General features: G+C 39.2%; 18 protein-coding genes. All 18 read left to right on the top strand.

Translation table 11 applies throughout. From position 1 onward, the window contains the following. The 18 genes from IE164_RS12890 to IE164_RS12975 all read left to right on the top strand — a co-directional run bounded on the left by IE164_RS12890 (position 1) and on the right by IE164_RS12975 (position 18,058). Positions 1–1,140 carry a glycosyltransferase family 4 protein gene (locus IE164_RS12890; protein ID WP_189630641.1) on the top strand — a complete coding sequence of 380 codons (1,140 nt, stop codon included), beginning with the start codon at positions 1–3 and terminating at the stop codon, positions 1,138–1,140. Positions 1,141–1,142: 2 nt separating this feature from the next. After that, the gene (locus tag IE164_RS12895; RefSeq protein WP_189630642.1) at positions 1,143–1,937 is read left to right on the top strand and encodes a glycosyltransferase; all 795 of its coding nucleotides are present in this window, start codon (positions 1,143–1,145) and stop codon (positions 1,935–1,937) included. Between the two features lie 58 nt (positions 1,938–1,995). Beyond that, positions 1,996–3,084 carry a glycosyltransferase family 2 protein gene (locus IE164_RS12900; protein WP_189630643.1) on the top strand — a complete coding sequence of 363 codons (1,089 nt, stop codon included), beginning with the start codon at positions 1,996–1,998 and terminating at the stop codon, positions 3,082–3,084. After that, a complete protein-coding gene (locus IE164_RS12905) occupies positions 3,081–4,634 on the top strand; it encodes a hydroxymethylglutaryl-CoA lyase-like TIM-barrel protein (RefSeq protein WP_189630644.1) in 1,554 nt (517 codons plus the stop codon). Before IE164_RS12900 ends, IE164_RS12905 begins: the two co-directional genes overlap by 4 nt. Before the next feature lie 5 nt (positions 4,635–4,639). After that, positions 4,640–5,335, top strand: coding sequence for an acylneuraminate cytidylyltransferase family protein (locus IE164_RS12910; protein WP_189630645.1), 696 nt, complete (start codon positions 4,640–4,642; stop codon positions 5,333–5,335). Next, positions 5,328–5,945, top strand: a complete 618-nt coding sequence (locus tag IE164_RS12915; protein WP_189630646.1) for an HAD family hydrolase — start codon at positions 5,328–5,330, stop codon at positions 5,943–5,945. Before IE164_RS12910 ends, IE164_RS12915 begins: the two co-directional genes overlap by 8 nt. Before the next feature lie 8 nt (positions 5,946–5,953). After that, positions 5,954–7,171 (top strand): hypothetical protein, encoded by a 1,218-nt coding sequence (locus tag IE164_RS12920; RefSeq protein WP_189630647.1) that lies wholly within the window; start codon positions 5,954–5,956, stop codon positions 7,169–7,171. A gap of 10 nt (positions 7,172–7,181) precedes the next feature. Further along, positions 7,182–7,943 carry a cytidylyltransferase domain-containing protein gene (locus tag IE164_RS12925; protein ID WP_189630648.1) on the top strand — a complete coding sequence of 254 codons (762 nt, stop codon included), beginning with the start codon at positions 7,182–7,184 and terminating at the stop codon, positions 7,941–7,943. A 49-nt stretch (positions 7,944–7,992) separates the two neighbouring features. Beyond that, on the top strand, positions 7,993–9,033 hold the full coding sequence (locus IE164_RS12930; protein WP_189630649.1) for an N-acetylneuraminate synthase family protein: 1,041 nt from the start codon (positions 7,993–7,995) through the stop codon (positions 9,031–9,033). A 90-nt stretch (positions 9,034–9,123) separates the two neighbouring features. Next, positions 9,124–9,444, top strand: a complete 321-nt coding sequence (locus IE164_RS12935; RefSeq protein WP_308440969.1) for a GxxExxY protein — start codon at positions 9,124–9,126, stop codon at positions 9,442–9,444. 125 nt (positions 9,445–9,569) lie between these two features. Next, the gene (locus tag IE164_RS12940) at positions 9,570–10,058 is read left to right on the top strand and encodes a 3-deoxy-D-glycero-D-galacto-nonulopyranosonate 9-phosphatase (protein WP_189630650.1); all 489 of its coding nucleotides are present in this window, start codon (positions 9,570–9,572) and stop codon (positions 10,056–10,058) included. A 119-nt stretch (positions 10,059–10,177) separates the two neighbouring features. Continuing rightward, the gene (locus IE164_RS12945) at positions 10,178–11,374 is read left to right on the top strand and encodes a polysialyltransferase family glycosyltransferase (RefSeq protein WP_189630651.1); all 1,197 of its coding nucleotides are present in this window, start codon (positions 10,178–10,180) and stop codon (positions 11,372–11,374) included. Continuing rightward, on the top strand, positions 11,361–12,344 hold the full coding sequence (locus tag IE164_RS12950) for a glycosyltransferase (RefSeq protein WP_189630652.1): 984 nt from the start codon (positions 11,361–11,363) through the stop codon (positions 12,342–12,344). Before IE164_RS12945 ends, IE164_RS12950 begins: the two co-directional genes overlap by 14 nt. Continuing rightward, on the top strand, positions 12,341–13,453 hold the full coding sequence (locus IE164_RS12955) for a glycosyltransferase family 4 protein (RefSeq protein WP_189630653.1): 1,113 nt from the start codon (positions 12,341–12,343) through the stop codon (positions 13,451–13,453). The genes IE164_RS12950 and IE164_RS12955 overlap by 4 nt, the downstream gene beginning before the upstream one ends. Beyond that, on the top strand, positions 13,450–14,514 hold the full coding sequence (locus IE164_RS12960; RefSeq protein WP_189630654.1) for a glycosyltransferase: 1,065 nt from the start codon (positions 13,450–13,452) through the stop codon (positions 14,512–14,514). The genes IE164_RS12955 and IE164_RS12960 overlap by 4 nt, the downstream gene beginning before the upstream one ends. Before the next feature lie 9 nt (positions 14,515–14,523). After that, positions 14,524–15,975, top strand: a complete 1,452-nt coding sequence (locus IE164_RS12965) for an MBOAT family O-acyltransferase (RefSeq protein WP_189630655.1) — start codon at positions 14,524–14,526, stop codon at positions 15,973–15,975. Continuing rightward, a complete protein-coding gene (locus tag IE164_RS12970; RefSeq protein WP_189630656.1) occupies positions 15,975–16,919 on the top strand; it encodes a hypothetical protein in 945 nt (314 codons plus the stop codon). Before IE164_RS12965 ends, IE164_RS12970 begins: the two co-directional genes overlap by 1 nt. After that, complete coding sequence (locus IE164_RS12975) at positions 16,916–18,058, top strand: glycosyltransferase family 4 protein (RefSeq protein ID WP_189630657.1); 1,143 nt, start codon at positions 16,916–16,918, stop codon at positions 18,056–18,058. Before IE164_RS12970 ends, IE164_RS12975 begins: the two co-directional genes overlap by 4 nt. Positions 18,059–18,118 lie beyond the last annotated feature (60 nt).

Genomic DNA, 18,118 nt, shown 5'->3' on the forward strand with positions numbered 1-18,118 from the left:
TTGAAAGTTGTATTCATAGTCCCTAATCTGACTCCCGGAGGGATTCAGAAACAGGCTTATTTACTCGGTAAGTACTTTTCGAAGAGTCTTGGGTTTCAGGTAACTTTTGTTGGAATGATGGCCTATGATGAAATCTATGTTTCTCAATTAAAAGAAGAAGGAATATCAGTTATTTTCAGACCCGACCTGGGGGATGTGATTTGGAATTACAATAACCATGGCTTTTTTAGAAGAGCTTTTGGTTGGTTCCGGCTTTGGGTTTTTCAGCTTAGCTTTGGAAGAAGCCTTCTTTTTACTTTTACACGCAATGCCGATTTATTCATGAATGTTTTGGTGAATTTTAGTCTGATTAAAAGGTCTTTTAGTTTTGAAAGGGGAGGGCATGACTCAATTAAACCTGAAAGTCCAAGCATGATAACATACTTAAGAAGAAAGGCCAATCCTATTTATGTTGCCAACTCGAATCACGGCAGAGATTCAATGGCTAAAATCAAAAATATTAATCCTTCAATAATTTATGTAGTTCCGAATGGTATTGAGCTTAACTCATACATGCCTAGAAAAAATGAAGGCTCTAAATTAAGAATAGTGATGGTGGCGAATTTTTTCAACGAAAAGGAGCATTGCTTTGTCATCGAAAGCCTATTTAAAATTCCGCTAGTAGAATTAAAAAGAATAGAATTGAAATTTGTTGGGTTAGGGGGTGGAAGAGATTGCCAAGACAATTTTAATAAAGCCCAAAAGTTAGTTAATGAACTTGGTATGTCTGAATATATCCATTTTGAAGGCCAAACAAACAATGTCGAGAATTTGTTGTCTCAAATGGATATTGGTTTGCTGGCTACCAAGTCTGAAGGTTGTCCAAATGCTATTTTAGAGTATATGAGAGCATCTTTGCCAGTTTTGGCCAGTAAAATACCGGGGGTTCAAGAAGTAATAAGCAAAGCAAATGAGCAGTTTCTGTTTGAAAACGGTAATGTTAAGGAATTTCAGTCTAAGCTTTTGTTTCTACTTTCCAGTAAACATATGAGGGAAAAAGTTGGTAAACAGAATCGCTTGCATGTTGAAATGAACTTTAGTGTGCAAAAGATGTGTGGTTTATATTCAGATATTTTGAGGAAAGAGAATTTGTTGAACTAAGAATGAATCACTACTTAATCACTCGCTTTAATTTAAAGGTTGCAGGTTGGAACTCAACACGGGATGGGGACCCCATTACCAATACGGAATGGCTATCACATAGATTTGAGTTATTCGAAAAATATTGTTTTCCGTCCATTCGAAATCAAAGTGACCAAGACTTTACTTGGTTAGTGTTCTTTGACTCGAATACTCCGGAAGTTTTTAAGAATAGAATTGAAAATTTCGCAAAATCCTTCCCTAATTTTCAACCGCTTTTTATATCGAGCCTTCAACAACTTATTCCAACCACCAAACAGGTTATTGCTAAATCTTCAAGTACGAGCTTTATAATTACTTCAAGGGTTGATAATGATGATCTTTTACATCGCGACTATATTAAGGTTGTGAAGTTTTTGGCAAAAGAGGAGGATGGGTTGGTTATTGACCTTAGAAAGGGATATCAATTGATTAATAATCAGGAAAAAAACGAGATAAGACTATATAGATATAAATTCAATCCTTTCATAAGTCTTGTGGAACACAGAAGTTGTTTCAAGTCAGTTATGCAAGTTAATCATAGCGACTGGAAAAGGTCTAAAAGTATTGTTGTAGAAAAGCATAAACGACTCTGGATTGAGCATGTGCATAGTAAAAATAAACTTAATGATCAAAAGCCGTATCTCTTTCTAAGTATGAAGCGAGATTGGACAGATTTTGGAATGTTAGACAGCATGAATTGCGATTCATTTTTTTCCATACTTATGCAAAATGCTGGATTAGGGTTTAAAAAGATTGCCAGAAGGGTTGGTGTTTAAAGCAATTGACTCGTGCAATGAAGTATTTACCGAGCATTTGCTTGGTATGAATTAAAGTATGGGTAAGATCAGCACTAACTTAGTTTCAATAATTACTCCGGTATTTAATAGGGAGGCAGATTTGCCCTTAACGATTCATAGCGTTTTAAACCAAACGCATAGTAATTGGGAGCTACTGTTAGTAGATGACGGGTCAACAGATAATTCCTTGAATATTGCCCGATTATTTTCGAGTCAAGACCATCGAATTCACTCTATACGAAGAGATGACTCTTTACCCAAAGGAGCTTCTGCTTGCAGAAATATTGGGATAGATAGGGCAAAAGGTGATTTTATTATGTTTTTGGATTCAGATGATCTTTTGGCCCAAAGCTGCTTGGAGCACCGTGTTCAAACAATAATTGACAAACCATATGATTTCATTGTTACTCAAACAGGAATCATAAGAAAGAGTAATCCACAAATCAAAAAAATATGGAGTTCTTTACTGCATAAAGATGATGTTGAGGCATTTGTCAAAATGGAAGGTTGGTGTGTATCCTCAACTTTCTTCAGAAGTGATTTCGTGAAAAAGTATAAGTTCGACCCTTACGCTCCTTCTTTACAAGATTGGTCGTTTCATTTATCAGTTCTGTTAGACCGACCCAATTATAGAAAATACCCTGATTCAAATCCGGATGTTTTTGTGCGCTCTGGCCATGGCGGACGAATATCCGTCACCAATAATTCTCCTGACAGACTGGTAAAAAGATTAGAAGTATTTTTACGAATGGAGCAGCAATTGATTGCGAAAGGATATCTAGAATATGCCAATAGGCTTGATAGGCAGTACCTGAAGCATTTAAACCATGCAGCCATATTCTTCGAGGGTAAAGATTACACAGAACTAAAAAATGTGTGGAGGAAATCCTGCTCCTATACAATGCCAATTGCGAGAAGTATTAACTTTTACCTAACCTTGCAGCGATGTGTTAGATTCTTAAAACTAAGGATTTTTCACGGTGTTGTTTATAAGGCGGCTAGAGCTGTTTTTCCTAAACATCTTTTTTTGCCAAATCGAAGAGAAGTATTACTACAGAATCCAATACCATTAGAAAAAGGAGTTGAACAGCTAATTCCGCAAACTCAAAAAGTCACCAAAAAATGAGCGAAATTAAGAAAGGGGTACAAATCTTGGATTGTACCCTTAGAGACGGAGGCTATTATACTAATTGGGATTTTGATAAACAGTTAGTACAGGCCTATTTGAATGCGTGTAATAAGCTACCTATAGATTGGATAGAAATTGGTTATAGAAGCCCTGCCAAGGAATCTTACCTAGGGCAATATTTCTACTTACCTGAATACTTGATTCGAGACACAAAATCTAGAACTACAAAAAAAATTGCTCTAATTCTGAATGAAAAGGACATCGATCCTCAAACTGTGAGAGCTTTACTGGGTGATTGTATCGGTCATGTAGATATGATCCGAATGGCTGTTAATCCGATCCGAATGGATCAAGCCATTGAGTTAGCAAAGAGAGTGAAAGAAATGGGATTTCTCGTTGCTTTCAATGTAATGTACATGTCTACGTGGGATCAAATTGAGGGGTTCTACGAGAAGTTGTCTCAGTTGAATGGTTTGATCGATTATTTTTATTTGGTTGATTCCTACGGTGGAGTATATCCTGCAGAAGTAACCAAGGCTGTTGAGAAGGTTAGATCAAAACTTGATGTAAGCATAGGTTTTCATGGACACAATAACCTCGAGTTAGGCCTAATCAATACCTTAACAGCAATAGAGGCTGGAGCAGATGTGGTAGATGCAACATTTACCGGAATGGGGAGAGGAGCAGGAAACTTGAAAACAGAGTTGTTATTAACAAGCCTCAGTTCTCGTCATGGTTTATCAGTAGATTTTAATGCCCTCGGTAATGTAGTGGGAGCCTTTGAACGTTTGCAAAAGGAATATGGCTGGGGTACCAATCTTCCATACATGGTTTCTGGAGCTAATTCTTTGCCCCAGAAGGAGGTTATGGAATGGGTAACGAAAAGATTCTACTCAGTGAATAGTATAATTCAGGCCCTAAACAATCAAAGCGAGGGTATTGAAGACAACCTTAAACTCTCTCTTTTTAATTCAAAAAAGCACTATAAGACCGCACTAATTGTAGGTGGTGGCGACTCTGTGAAGCAACATGAAGAAGCTATTCTTCATTGGGTTAAGAAGCAAGATGAACTTTGTATCATACATGCGAGTTCCAAAAATGCCAATACATTCATAGAACTCTCAAAAGATCAGTTTTTTTGCCTGGTTGGCAATGAAGGACACAGACTAGAAAACCAGGTGCATGGTAGTTTTGGCTTTGTAACTCAATGTGTTTTACCACCATATCCTCGAAAAATGGGTACCTATATTCCGGCCACTCTCGAGAAAAAAAGTGCGGAACTGAAAGAAATCACCTTCACCAATAGAGTTAAAGATTCTCACACGGTCTTGGCACTTCAAACGGCTTTGGAACTGCAGGCACAAAGTATTTATGTTATAGGCTATGATGGTTATTCGGGAGATGCTGTTAGTCAGAATGAGATTGAACTTTCTACAGAAAACGAAGCCTTGTTCTTTGAATTTGTAAAAGTTGGCACTCAACTTAGCTCGCTCACTCCAACACGATACAAAGGCCTTAAGCCTGACTCGGTTTACTCACGCATATAAGATATATGAAGGATATCACTTTTTTCTTACCTACCCGGAAAGGAAGTAGCAGGGTAGTAAATAAAAACACAAGAAACTTTGCCAAGGTAGAGGGAGGGCTCCTTGCTGTTAAGCTTCGGCAGCTTATGGAGAGTAAGGAGATTGCTGAGATTGTTCTTTCAACAAATGATGAAGAGTGCATAAGGGTAGCTTCTCAGTTTGGCGACAAACGTCTGAAGATTATAGAACGCCCCGAACATCTTTGTTTAGATACTACACCTTTGACTGATTTAATTAATTATGTTCCTGAGGTTGTAAGCTCTACCCATGTTTTGTGGGGGCACGTTACCACTCCCATGGTGGACGGTAAAGAGTATGACAGAATCGTTTTGAAGTATTTTGAAGGACTAACAAACGGTTTTGATTCTCTCGTTACAGTTAAAAGACTTCAAAATTTTCTAATTGACCCGGATTTGGGAAAAGTAATGAATGCCCAAACTCATATTGAGAATAGATGGCCGAGGACACAGGACTTGAAACTTCTGTATGAAGTAAATCACGCTGCCTTTATTACTGCCATTGATAACTACCGGGATATTAATGACCGTGTGGGTGTTAATATAATGTTTTTGGAGCAAGACAGCATTCAGTCTATTGATGTAGACTGGGAAGACGACTTTAGAATAGCTGAAGCCGTGTATTCAAATTTAATGAATGGTTAAAACAATATTTTGGGACTTTGATGGGGTTATAATGAACTCTATGCCAATCCGAAACAAAGGGTTTGAGTTAGTGCTAAAGGATTACCCATCAACTGAAGTTGCTCAACTCATGGCTTACCACTTATCAAATGGAGGTCTTTCCAGGTATGTGAAATTCAGATACTTTTTTGAAAAAATAAGAAAGGAGATTAATGTTACGGACGACAAAATCCTGAGATATGCATCTATGTTTTCTAAAGTTATGCTGAAGGAACTTAAAAATCCTGATTTATTGATTGATGATAGCCTAGCTTTTATAAAGAGCAACTACGGCAGGTTTGATATGCATATTGTTTCGGGGTCTGACCAAACTGAATTGAGGCAAATTTGTTCTTCAATAGGTATAGATCAATATTTCTCCACTATCAATGGTTCTCCTGCCAGTAAGACGGAAATTTTAAAAGAGTTATTAAATCGCTTTGAATATCAGACTCAGAACTGCGTCCTCGTGGGTGATTCCATAAACGACTTGTCTGCAGCAAAATCATTTGGTATACACTTTATTGGGTATAATAACCCAGCACTAATGAGTCTGTCAGATTCCTATCTGGAAAGTTTTAGAGAATTTTAACCCACGGTGTGAAGCGTAAAAGAATAGTACTCGGAATAATTCATACATCCTTAGGTGAACTTCAGTGGATTGTTCCGTACTTTTATTGCCTCTCTAAGCAGGATAAAAATTTAGAGTTCGTCTTACTTTTTTTTTCAAAATCTGTATTCAGCAAAGCGCAATCTGAGGAAGCCCACCTTAAAGAATTCAGTCAGATAGGCCGAGTAATCCACAAGAAAGATATACTGCCTTTTTTGCTTTCTTATAGAAAAAACATTGTAGCAGTTTATAAAGACTTTTGGCCCATACATAGACACAGCCTGGCTTCGGCAATTCGATTTTGTTGTCCCAAGGCCACTATGTATTTATATCCACATGCCAATGCCATTTATAGCCTTGATGGTACGGTTGAGAAAAAGGATGATCCAGTTTTAATATCTAAACATGATCATGAATGTTTTGACTACCTATTGTTGAATACCCAATGTGATATTGGATACTGGCGCTTGAGGGTTCCCCAAAATGTGTTAAAAATAGTAGGAAGTCCTGCATACCAGTCAACATGGACAGACAAGGTTAGAGAAACAGCATCAGTTAAAATATCTTCTATTAAGCGACAGTCGGAGGGCAAAAAAATAGTAGCAGTCTTTACCCGACCTGCAGATTCAGAGTTCTTAGATCCTAATGATTATCAATACTTAATTCGATCGATCATTGAGGTTTTTGTATCAAAGAGGGAGTATTTCTTAGTTTTTAAGCAACACCCCAGAGAAGACTCTACCTACTTATTGAATGAATTGAAGGAAGTTAATAATAGTAGCTATTGCCTGTCTGATATTAGTCCAATGCATTTGTGCTCTGAAGCCTACTGTTCAATTAGTTTTTGGTCATCGACCATAACTGATTCGCTGGCTATGAAATGCCCGGCTGTTGAATTTTTCAGGTACCATCAACGGGGTAATGATAAGTGGTACCCCATAAAAGGCAGTGTGAAAGAGTATAAGTCATTTTATTCTGTACTTGGTTTATGCCTTGCGGCATCTAATAAGCAACAGCTTGAGATGGCGATTCGAAATCTTGAAAAGAATAGGGATAAATTGCTAAGTCAACAAATGTTAGCTATGTCTCAGGTGTTTGGCAATGAATTGAGGTTAGAATCCTTACCAGAAAGACATGAAAAACTGGCTACTCCTACTTTTTCCGATTGGTTGAGAGTTGCCATCTCTACGGTTAAATCTTACTTTTAGCTAGTCTGAATTGAAAGAAATCAACGGAGACCTCATAATTATACAAGCCAGAATGTCCTCTACCAGGCTTCCCGGTAAGGTGTTACAGCCAATATGGAAAGGAAAGAATCTGCTAGATTTGCAGCTCGAGAAATTTCAGAGATTAGGTACTCCTTTAGTTGTGGCTACCACTGTAAATCCATCGGATGATGCCATTGTCGATTGGGCCAAAAAGAACAACGTAGAGGCTTATAAGGGAGATGAGCAGAATGTGCTAAAGCGTTTTATCGATTGTGCCAGGCAATACCAGGCTAAGAACCTGATCCGTGTTTGTTCTGATAATCCCTTTATTCAGTCCGATCAGGTTCCGTATTTTCTAAATTCCTTAGCGCAGGGGGTAGACTATATTAGTTTTTGTAACCATTCCGGTATTCCGGCTATAAAAACCCATTGGGGACTTTTTGTAGAGGGAGTAAGGTTAGGTGCATTGGAAAGAGCTTCGGAAATTCTTGAAACCCATGCTGAGGAAAAATTCTATTCAGAGCATGTGACTAACTTTATTTACGGAAATTCTGAACAATTCAAGATAAAGCTCGATCAAGCTCCTGAGGCTGTTGATTCGCGAAGCGACCTTAGGTTTACTATCGACACGCCAGACGATTTCCAAAATATGCATAGCTTGCTCCAATTAGCTGGTTCAGAGGCTAATCTCGAGCAATTAATTGAATTAGTTGACGCTAACCCCAATATTAAATCGGTCATGCGTCAAGGAATTGATCAGTTCAATAAGTGAGTGTTTAATAATATGCTCATTGAACGTTAAACATTGAACATTTTAGAATATGCCTCATACTTACTTAATCGGTGAAATAGGACAGAACCATAATGGCTCTGTAGATTTAGCCAAACTCTTAATAGATAAAGCCGCTCAACCTGTTAAGGATGAACTCTTTGGCTTGGAATTAAAACCTTGGGATGCCGTAAAACTGACCAAGAGAGATTTGGCAGAAGAGCTATCCGCTTCGGCCATGGCAAAACCCTATAATAGCCCACATAGCTTTGGAAAGACCTATGGAGAGCACAGAGCCAAGCTTGAGCTCAATGATGAGCAGCACTTTGAATTGTATCAGTATGCTAAAGAAAAGGGGCTGGATTTTGTAGAGACGCTCTGCGCTATTGGCTGTTTAAGCATGCTTAAGCTATTTACCCCTGACAGGCTGAAAGTAGCAAGTCGTGACCTTACCAATCTGCCTTTACTCAATGCTATGGCCGAAACCAAAATTCCAATGGTTATTTCTACAGGCATGGGTGGAGTAGAAGAGATAGACGATGCATTGGAGGTAATTACTAAGCATCATAATAAGATAACCATCTTACATTGTTTGTCGCAGTATCCGAGTGAATACAAAAACATCAACCTCAATAGCATTCATTATTTAAAGGAACGCTATGCAGGCTTTGAAGTCGGTTATTCCGATCATAGCATAGGAATAGCCATACCTTTAGCCGCGGTGGCCATGGGAGCCACTACCATAGAAAAGCACATTACCTTGGACCGAACCATGAAAGGGACAGATCAGGCCGGCTCGTTGGCTCCGGATGGAATGCGTAGAATGGTTAGAGATATTCGAAACCTTGAAATGGCTTTTGGTGAAATGAAGAAGGAGAGAAGTGAAGCCGTAGAATTGGCCAAGGTGAAGTTGGAGAGAAGCATTGCTACCAAAAGAAATATGAAAAAAGGAGAAGTGGTGACAGAGAATGATGTACACCTGCTTAGTCCTGGAGATGGATTTCAATGGGCCCAGAAGAACGAGGTACTCGGAAAAGTACTCACTCAAGATGTGCCAGCCGATGAAGTGATTTATGAGAAAATGTTAGGTTAACCGCAGAGACGCGAAGCCGCAAAAAAGTAACTTCCGCTTCTTTTCTTAAAGAGCCTCATAAGTCAAAAAATAAAAACAATAACTGAAAAAATGCTCGAGAATGAGATTTCAAAAGTAATTGTTAATGCTGCATTTCAAGTCCATTCAAACTTGGGGCCAGGTTTGCTGGAAAGTGCCTATGAGCATGCTTTACTTTATGAGCTGCAGCAAACAGGTTTGAATGTTGAAAGACAAGTTGAACTGCCCTTGATATATAAGAAAGTTGAACTAAACTGTGGTTATAGAATTGATTTGTGGGTTGAAAGACTCGTTATAGTGGAGTTGAAAACTGTTGAAAAGTTTGATCCACTGCATGTAGCACAGCTATTGACATATTTGAAACTCACTGACAACCATTTAGGCCTGTTATAAACTTTAACTCGACCTTAATTAAAAACGGAATTAAACGAGTGGTAAATAACCTTTAAACAAAACCGCCAAAATACAGAAGAGTACAATTGATTCTTAGCGACTCTGTGTCTTTGCGGTTCCAACTTATGCTACCCAAACTAATATTAACCGATATCGATGGCGTCTGGACAGACGGAGGCATGTACTACGACCAGACAGGTAATGAATGGAAAAAGTTCAACACCTCTGACAGTGCCGGAGTACTTTTTGCCCGAAAGTTGAACATCCCCGTGGGGATTATAACCGGTGAGGACACTCAAATAGTAGCTAAAAGAGCCTCTAAGCTAAAAATTGATTTGCTCTTTCAGGGAATTCAAGATAAGGTGAAGGTGGCTCAGGAATTGGTAGATGATATGGGTATAGACCTTACAGATGTTGCCTACATTGGCGATGATCTGGGAGACCTGCAGCTTCTTAAAAAAGTAGGTACTTCGGCTGCTCCAGCCAATTCACCAGATTACATAAAAAAACATGTACATTATGTGACCAATAAGGCAGGCGGTGAAGGCGCTTTTCGAGAGTTTGTGGAGTGGATAATTCAGCAAAGTGGAATAAATATCGAAGACCTACTTTAATCGATTATCGTCACCATAAGCCCGTCTGCAGGTAGTCAAGTGCTTGCAATCGTCTTTTGCTCGGTAAGCAAAACCCTCCCTTAGCGTGACGAAAAAATGAACTTGATTACTATTTCTAAATGCCAAATAAGTTGGTGAAGGAGAAAAAACATTTCTTAGTCATTTGGCCCACCATTAGGAGAGACTGGGTAAGTACATTTTATAAACTTGAAGACCAGTTTCGGTTTACATTCATTCCTTCAACTTTTCCTCAAGAACCAAATTTTGCCGATTGCTTTGAATGTCGGTATTGGTCAGAGTTTAGTTCTGTTCAGCAGCTCTTAGATGAGGTTAAACCTGATGGAGTGATATTTATGTCCATAGAGTCTGGCTTGAGCATGGCTACTAACTATCTGGCTCAAAAAAGAGGAATTCGAACTTTCATTCTTCAACATGGTATATTTACTAACTATAAAGATTACAGGAATAGAGAAAAACTTTGGAGAAAGAATAGCCTCGCCAGGGAAACCAAAGACTCCCAGGTTCAAAAGGGATTTAGTACTTTGAGATTTCTAAAGAAATCGCTTATAGGCACCGATCGTTTCAAACTTTTATCAATAGCAATTTATACTAAGTTACAACAAAATGTTGGGCCCTATTGGGCAGCAAAACATTTGCCTCTTTCTATTAAAAAAGCCAACCAATACATCTGCTATAGCCCATTTAATGCCACAATACATAGAGAAACAGATAGGGTTTCTGAACATGAAATAAGCTATGTAGGTAGTCATGAGCTAATGAATTATTTGAAAAAAGAAGAGCCTTTGACGGACAAGCCCTTTTACCTTCATATTGATCAGGCCCTGGCCCAGAATTCGTTTGGAGAAGAGACTGTTAGCAGAGAAGCCATGATAGGATTCTACCAAAAACTCAATGATTATTGCCTGAGCCAACAAGCATCCTTGTACATCAAACTTCACCCGGAATCATATAAGTCTGATTGGCTACCGAAGCATGATAATATCCATTACATTCGGCATGTAGATAACTTCAATCAGATTATTCAAAGCGCGTTGGGCTGTTTTGGGTTTTATTCGACCATGGTGATACCGGCTGTTTATTGGAAGCCAACTATTTTATTTAAAATTACCTATTCCGGTTTGCAAGAAGAGCTCGGAAAAATGGGAGCGGCCCAGATTCTTGATTTCCATGACTTTCAATTTTCACAGTTCAGCTTTCAGAAGTTTGAAAATCCACAACTCATTAAGACTTATTTTATTCAACCGGAAGGAGTCTGTGAGGATAGCCTTGCCAATCGCTTAAATGAGCCAACTTAAAGTCTACCTATATCCTAGCCTGGGTGGAAGTTTCAGTATGAATCGCTATTTAAATGGCGTAGTTCAGGGTTTGAAATCTAACGGGCTGGATTATGAAATCGTGAGGCCAAAAGGATCGGGTTTAATAGCAAAATACCTGCACTATATTTTACTTGTTTGGAGAAGAAAGAGAGAAAAGGGCAAACACTTAATAATTAGTGAGAGGTATGCCTACCTTTTGCCATTTATGGGTAAGGAAAGAATTGTGGTTTGCCACGATCTTCACACGCTGTATCCGGAGTCTAATACAGCTTGGATACACAGGCGTATTTACAGACTTTTTCTCAAATTGATGAGCCGTGCTGAGCGTGTGGTTTGTGTTTCCAATCATACGAAAGGCGATTTGCTAGAATTTATGCCCTCTTTTAAAAAACATGAGGGAATTAGAGTAGTTCATAATGGGATAGAACCTTTTTGGGAGGAGAGTGGAGAGGTAAAAACGAATCATGAGGTTTTAAAGACTCTTTTTAAAAGTAAAAGAGTAGTGCTTTCGGTAGGAACGGACGCATGGTATAAGAATAATTCCTGGTCGCTTAAGCTCATGTACGAGTTGCCTGAAGATTTTCATTTATTACGCATAGGCTCGTTCAACTCTTCCAATGAGGAACTCATTAAAGCACTTGATATAAAGAATAGAGTTACCAGACTACAAAACCTGAGTGACTCTGACCTAAAGCATTGTTATCAGAATGCTGAGGCTCTCCTTTTTCCATCATTGACAGAAGGCTTTGGATGGCCGGCTTTAGAAGCAGCACTGTGTGGTTGCCATGTAATTTCGAATGGCACGGGAGCGTTGAAAGAAATTTTTGAAAATACACAAGGTCTGGTGAAACTTGATGAGGCCAAAAGATTCTTGACGAATAACGATAAAGAGAGTGCCTCTTTGAACTATAAGTTTTGGAATGCTCAGGTTATAGAGCTAATCGCATGAAAATATTATTCGTACATCACAGATACCATACCAATCTTTTCAATTGGTTCAGAGGGTTTCGTCAGAATGGTCATGAGGTGAAACTGTTGGTGTATAAGCCAGATACTGTTAATCTTCCCGATCTTCCCGAGTCTGACTATTTGCCTCCTTCCAGATGGTCAATGCGTAAAATGGAAAGGAATCCTCGTAAGCGTGGTGACGGTGTAGATAGTTTTTCACCTTATTATTATCCGTCATTCAAGAGTCTCTATAGGTACTTTAAAGAGCAAAAACCAAAGCTGGTTGTGATCAGACCTGTTTTTTCTCGTTTCGGATATATGGTTCTTTTTTTATCCGTGCTATTTAGGTGCAGGATAGTGTTCCATAGTCGCATTAGAATTCACAGACACTACACTAAGCCGAAGTTGCTGGTATTTAAGTTTGTTTTGGGCATACTCAATGCCTATTGGATGTCTCCCTGCAAGGGAAACCCTGAAAAATATCCCCTTGCATCAAAGCGATTGGTCTATTTTCCTTTTCTAATACAACCCCAGGTTGAAAACAGAACTTACTTCAAAGGTGGGAAAGTCAACATCCTCTGCGTGGCTAAATACTATACCTCAAAAAACCCTGGACTCATGTTAGAAGCCTTCATAAAACTAAGGCAAGAGTTTGAGGATATTCGGTTAACCATTTGCGGAACAGGCGATGAAAACGGGGAATATTATGAAAACATGGTGAAACGGAAGGAGGAGCTTCCATTTGCAGAAGATATCCGGTTATTAATCAACCAGCCACTAACTGGAATGTCCGGGCTTTACGCCTCCCATGACATTTTTGTGTTGCCTACCCGTCACGATCCGGCTTCATTCACTGTGTTAGAGGCTATGGCTCATGGATTGGCTGTTTTAACCACAGATGTTGATGGCTCTTCCGGCTATATCGAAGAGGGTAAGAATGGCTATATTACAAGGTCAGGAGATTTAATGCATTTAATAGAACGGGTAAAGGAAATAATTCAAGATAGACAAAGCCTGGAGAGTTTTGGGGAAAGATCATTGGATATGGTAAAACTGTTGCATGAACCCGGGCGTGTATCTGCAGATTTTATAAAAACAGTAGCGGGATGAACGTTTATATTTTTATATGGAATTTTGAAGTAGGCGGAGCACAAAAGTTTGTAATAAAGCTTGCGAATGCTCTTCATCGGAGAGGTGTTGGTGTGACGATGTTGGTAGCGAACCCCTCCGGGGCATTTCGTTCTCTTCTAAATCAGGAAGTGAAAATTGTTAAGTTTCAAATTCCCAAAACTAATAACCCTATAAAGATATGGAAGTGCTATAAACGACTGACTCAAATTTGTGAGCCCAATTCTATGTTTGTTGTCAATGGGCCAAATAACTTTAGACAACTAAGTAGGTTGAACCTCATATTTCGGCAATGGAATATTGTTGTGAGACTTCATAATGATATCGTAATTAAACCGTCATTTCTTTCTGTATTAAAAAGAATAGAGATGCGGCTTTTGTTTAATCAAAAGAAAGTGCGAGTTCTGGCAATGTCAGATAAGCAGTGTGAAAGTCACAGGGATATTTACAGGCTAAAAAGAATTCAGCATATACCAAATTTTTTTCCCGAGATCCAGTCTGACGAGGAAAATAGGCCTGACCCTCGTGAAGGGATAAAGGCTGTGTGTTTGGCTAGGTTTTCACCGGAGAAAGGATATCAGTATCTGATCCCTGCATTGGCGGAAATTAAAAGCGGGCTTCATGTAGATATTTATGGGGATGGCCCTATGAAAGAGGAATTGGTTGCTCTTGCCAGATCACTTAATTTATCTAATGTGTCCTTTTTGTCACCAGTTATAGAAGTAAATGATATACTGCCTAAATATCATTTTCTGATAATGCCCTCTACCTATGAAACTTTCGGCAATGTTATAATTGAAGCTTTTCGTCATGGGCTACCAGTAGTATCTACGGATTGTGATGGGCCATTGAATTTTGTTGTCAAAAACAAAAATGGTCTTTTGGCGGAAAAGGGAAACATAATAAGCCTAGCCAATAAGATAGATGAAATGTACTTGGCTATTCACAATAATGATTTCGATTCAGATACCATAAAGAATTCTGTTTCTGAGAAGTATAGTGAGGAATTTGTTATAAACTCTTATCTGAAGCTATTCAAATAGCAACCACATATGCTATTCAATTCCTTTGATTTTGCCATATTTCTCCCGGTAGTTTTTCTGCTGTACTGGTTTGTATTTAAGCACAGCTTAAGACTTCAGAACGCCCTGATTGTGGTGGCCAGTTATGTTTTCTATGGCTGGTGGGACTGGCGTTTTCTTTCTTTAATACTGTTCAGCACACTGGTCGATTTTCTGGTGGGCAAACAGCTTGAAAAAGAAGCAAAAGATAACAAGCGAAGGCTCTGGTTGTGGCTTAGTGTTGTGGTTAACCTGGGCTTTCTGGGCTTCTTCAAATACTTTAATTTCTTTCTGGAGAACTTCCAGGCTGCCTTTTCATTCTTCGGTTTTGAAATAGGAGGGCGAGCTCTTTCCATTGTGTTGCCGGTGGGAATCAGTTTTTATACTTTTCAGACGCTCAGCTACACCATCGATGTATACAAAAGGAAGCTGAAACCTACCCAGGACTTCATAGCTTTTGCTGCTTTTGTTAGCTTCTTTCCTCAGTTGGTAGCTGGTCCAATTGAGCGAGCAACTCACTTGCTCCCACAGTTTTATAGGAAGCGGCAATTTAGCTATCCGCTGGCTGCTAACGGTTGTCGTCAGATTCTTTGGGGCTTCTTTAAGAAACTGGTAATTGCCGATAATTGTGCGGAGTATGCCAACCTGATTTTCAACAACAGTGAATCCTATTCAGGAAGTACACTGTTCTTAGGAGCCTTGTTTTTTGCATTTCAGATTTATGGGGACTTTTCCGGTTATTCGGATATTGCCATTGGTACTTCCAGACTATTTGGTTTTGACCTGATGAAGAATTTTGCGTTTCCGTATTTCTCGAGAGACATAGCCGAATTCTGGCGAAGATGGCATATTTCACTTTCCACCTGGTTCAGAGACTATGTCTATATTCCTTTAGGTGGCAGCAGGGGTTCAAAGTGGGGGCAAATTAGAAATGTCTTTATCATATTTCTGGTGAGTGGCTTTTGGCATGGGGCCAACTGGACCTTTATGGTCTGGGGTGGACTAAACGCTTTATACTTTCTTCCTCTGCTTTTACTCAAGCTCAATAGGTCTAATATGGAGGTGGTGGCCGAGAGAAGCTCTTTTCCATCTGCCAAAGAATTACTACAGATGGGGATAACCTTCATTTTAACAGTTCTGGCTTGGGTATCCTTTAGAGCTGAGGACATCGCTCACGCCTGGCAGATTTATGTAGGTATTTTCGACTCTACACTGTTTACAGTTCCAAGGGAGGTGCTTTCCAGCAAACTTTTGATGTGTATTGTTTTAGTCCTTTTCTTTGTTTTTGTAGAGTGGTTGGGGAGAAGAAGAGAGTTTGCGATTGAATATCTGTTGGAGGCACACCCTCGTTGGTTGAGGTGGTCTTGGTATATATTTCTAATCTTCCTGATGGGTATGTTTATGCAAACCGAAGAGACACCGTTTATCTATTTTCAATTCTGATGAAGGTATTTCTTAAGCGCATATTGATTTTCTTTTTGGTGGCTATTCCGGGGTATTGTGTAATTCTGGTTGCCTGGTCCAACTTAATTCCTTTCGAGGCATTTAAGAAAAACATGAACTACAAGATGGGAAGCTATGGGCACATGTATACAAGAACCAATGAAGCGAACAATATACAGAAGACAGACGTTTTGGTGTTGGGTTCTTCACATGCCTACAGGGGCTTTGACCCGAGAATATTTAAGAATGAAGGAATCGAACTATTCAACCTTGGATCGAGCAACCAGACTCCCCGACAAGGGTTGGTTCTTTTAAAAGAGTATTTAAACCAAGTGAAGCCTGAGCTAGTGATTTATGAGGTTTATCCCGGTATTTTTCAGCAAGATGGTTTAGAATCTACCTTAGATATTTTGGCCAATGGCCCATTTTCCTGGCCTGTTGCTACATTGGCTTTTAAAGCCAATCATATTAAAGCATACAATGCTCTTATTAATCGTGCATTTCTGCAGTTTTGTGGAACTTATGAGTCTTACAATGAGCCTTTAGTAAAACCAAAAGACGGGGATACATATGTAAGGGGAGGGTATGTTCAAAAAGATGATAGTTATGTTCGAGCACAGAGAATTAAGAATGCGTATTCATGGAATATTCGTCAAGACCAGTGGAGTTATTTTCTAGAAATTGTCGAATTACTGAAAAAGGAGAAAGTAGAGCTTTTAATGGTACAATCCCCAATAGACTCCACCTATTTTGAGAATATACTTAATAATGATGAAGTGGATAGTCGTTTTAGTGGTCTGGGGAACTACATTAACTTTAGTCGGCTAATGAAACTGCACTATAAAGAAGACCTTTATGACCTGCATCATTTAAAACAAAGCGGTGTGGAGAAGTTCAACAAGGTTTTGATTGAAACTTTAATGGAGGAAGGGTATTTGAAGTGAAAATTCTATTTGTTCAAAAGGAGGGAGGCATATTTGGCGCAGAGAACTACCAGCTCAAAGTAATTCCCGGGCTAATGGCTAAAGGAGTTGAAGTGGAGTTCCTTAGACTATATACAGATTATCAAGGCGGTAAAGGAGGAGCATTTATCGAAAGGCTAAACGCTTTAGGTGTCAAGACTTTTGAAGTAAACATTGGGAAATACCCAACCCCACGGGTACTTAAGAAGATAAAGAAAATTGCCAACGGTGGTAACTACGATATAGTACATACCCATCTGATTCACGCAGATTTACACTTAGCGCTGATAAAGACCTTTATGAAGTTAGAACCCGCGTTGGTTTCAACCAAACATGGGTATGATAACACCTTCACGTCTAAGTTTGGTTTTGATGCTTCTAAACAATCGAGCACCCCGTATTTTCTTATAAGCAAATGGGCTGAGAAGCGAATGTGTGCTTCTTTTACAATTTCGAATGGTTTACGAAATTTCTTTATTGCCACGGGATTAACCAAACCCGAGAAAATGAGGCTAATTCACTATGGCTTTGATATGCCTGATAACTATCTGTCTAAAGGTAAAAAAGAGTTTAAAAAAGCCTCCAAGCAGGTGATTATTGCCGGTAGGCTAGTAGCCTTTAAAGGGCATAGGTTTCTTATAGAGGCCATGAAGATGGTAGTTAGGGTTTTTGGATCTGAGGTTAAGTTATTGATTGCAGGTACGGGAGCTCTGGAAGCTACTCTTAAAGAGCAAGTAGAAATACTTGGGCTATCTGAACATATCGATTTTCTGGGGTATAGTACAGAAGTTGGGGCATTGATGGCTAACTCCGATGCAGTAGTAGTACCTTCTATTTCAGAAGGATTCGGTGTGGTGTTTCTTGAAGCCTTCTCGGCCAAAACGCCTGTGATCGCGTGGGATGTTCCTGCAGGTAATGAGTTGATGGAGCATGGTAAAACAGGATATCTCGTTCAACCTTATGATGTGACCAGTCTGGGTCAGCAGATTATAAGCGTTTTGAACGACCCTGAAGGACAAACCTCCGTTACAGAAGCTGCTTATGAAAAGCTAAAGTCTTATTTTAACCTGGAACGAATGGTGGATGAAACTATTTCCTTCTATAAAGATGCTCTTAGTTGAGTAACTGGGTATTGATAGCTGTGCTGCAATTACCTGTAATCACATAATGATGCTATTGAT

Source organism: Roseivirga thermotolerans, assembly GCF_014653175.1.
In the GTDB taxonomy this organism is placed as follows: Bacteria; Bacteroidota; Bacteroidia; order Cytophagales; family Cyclobacteriaceae; genus Roseivirga; species Roseivirga thermotolerans.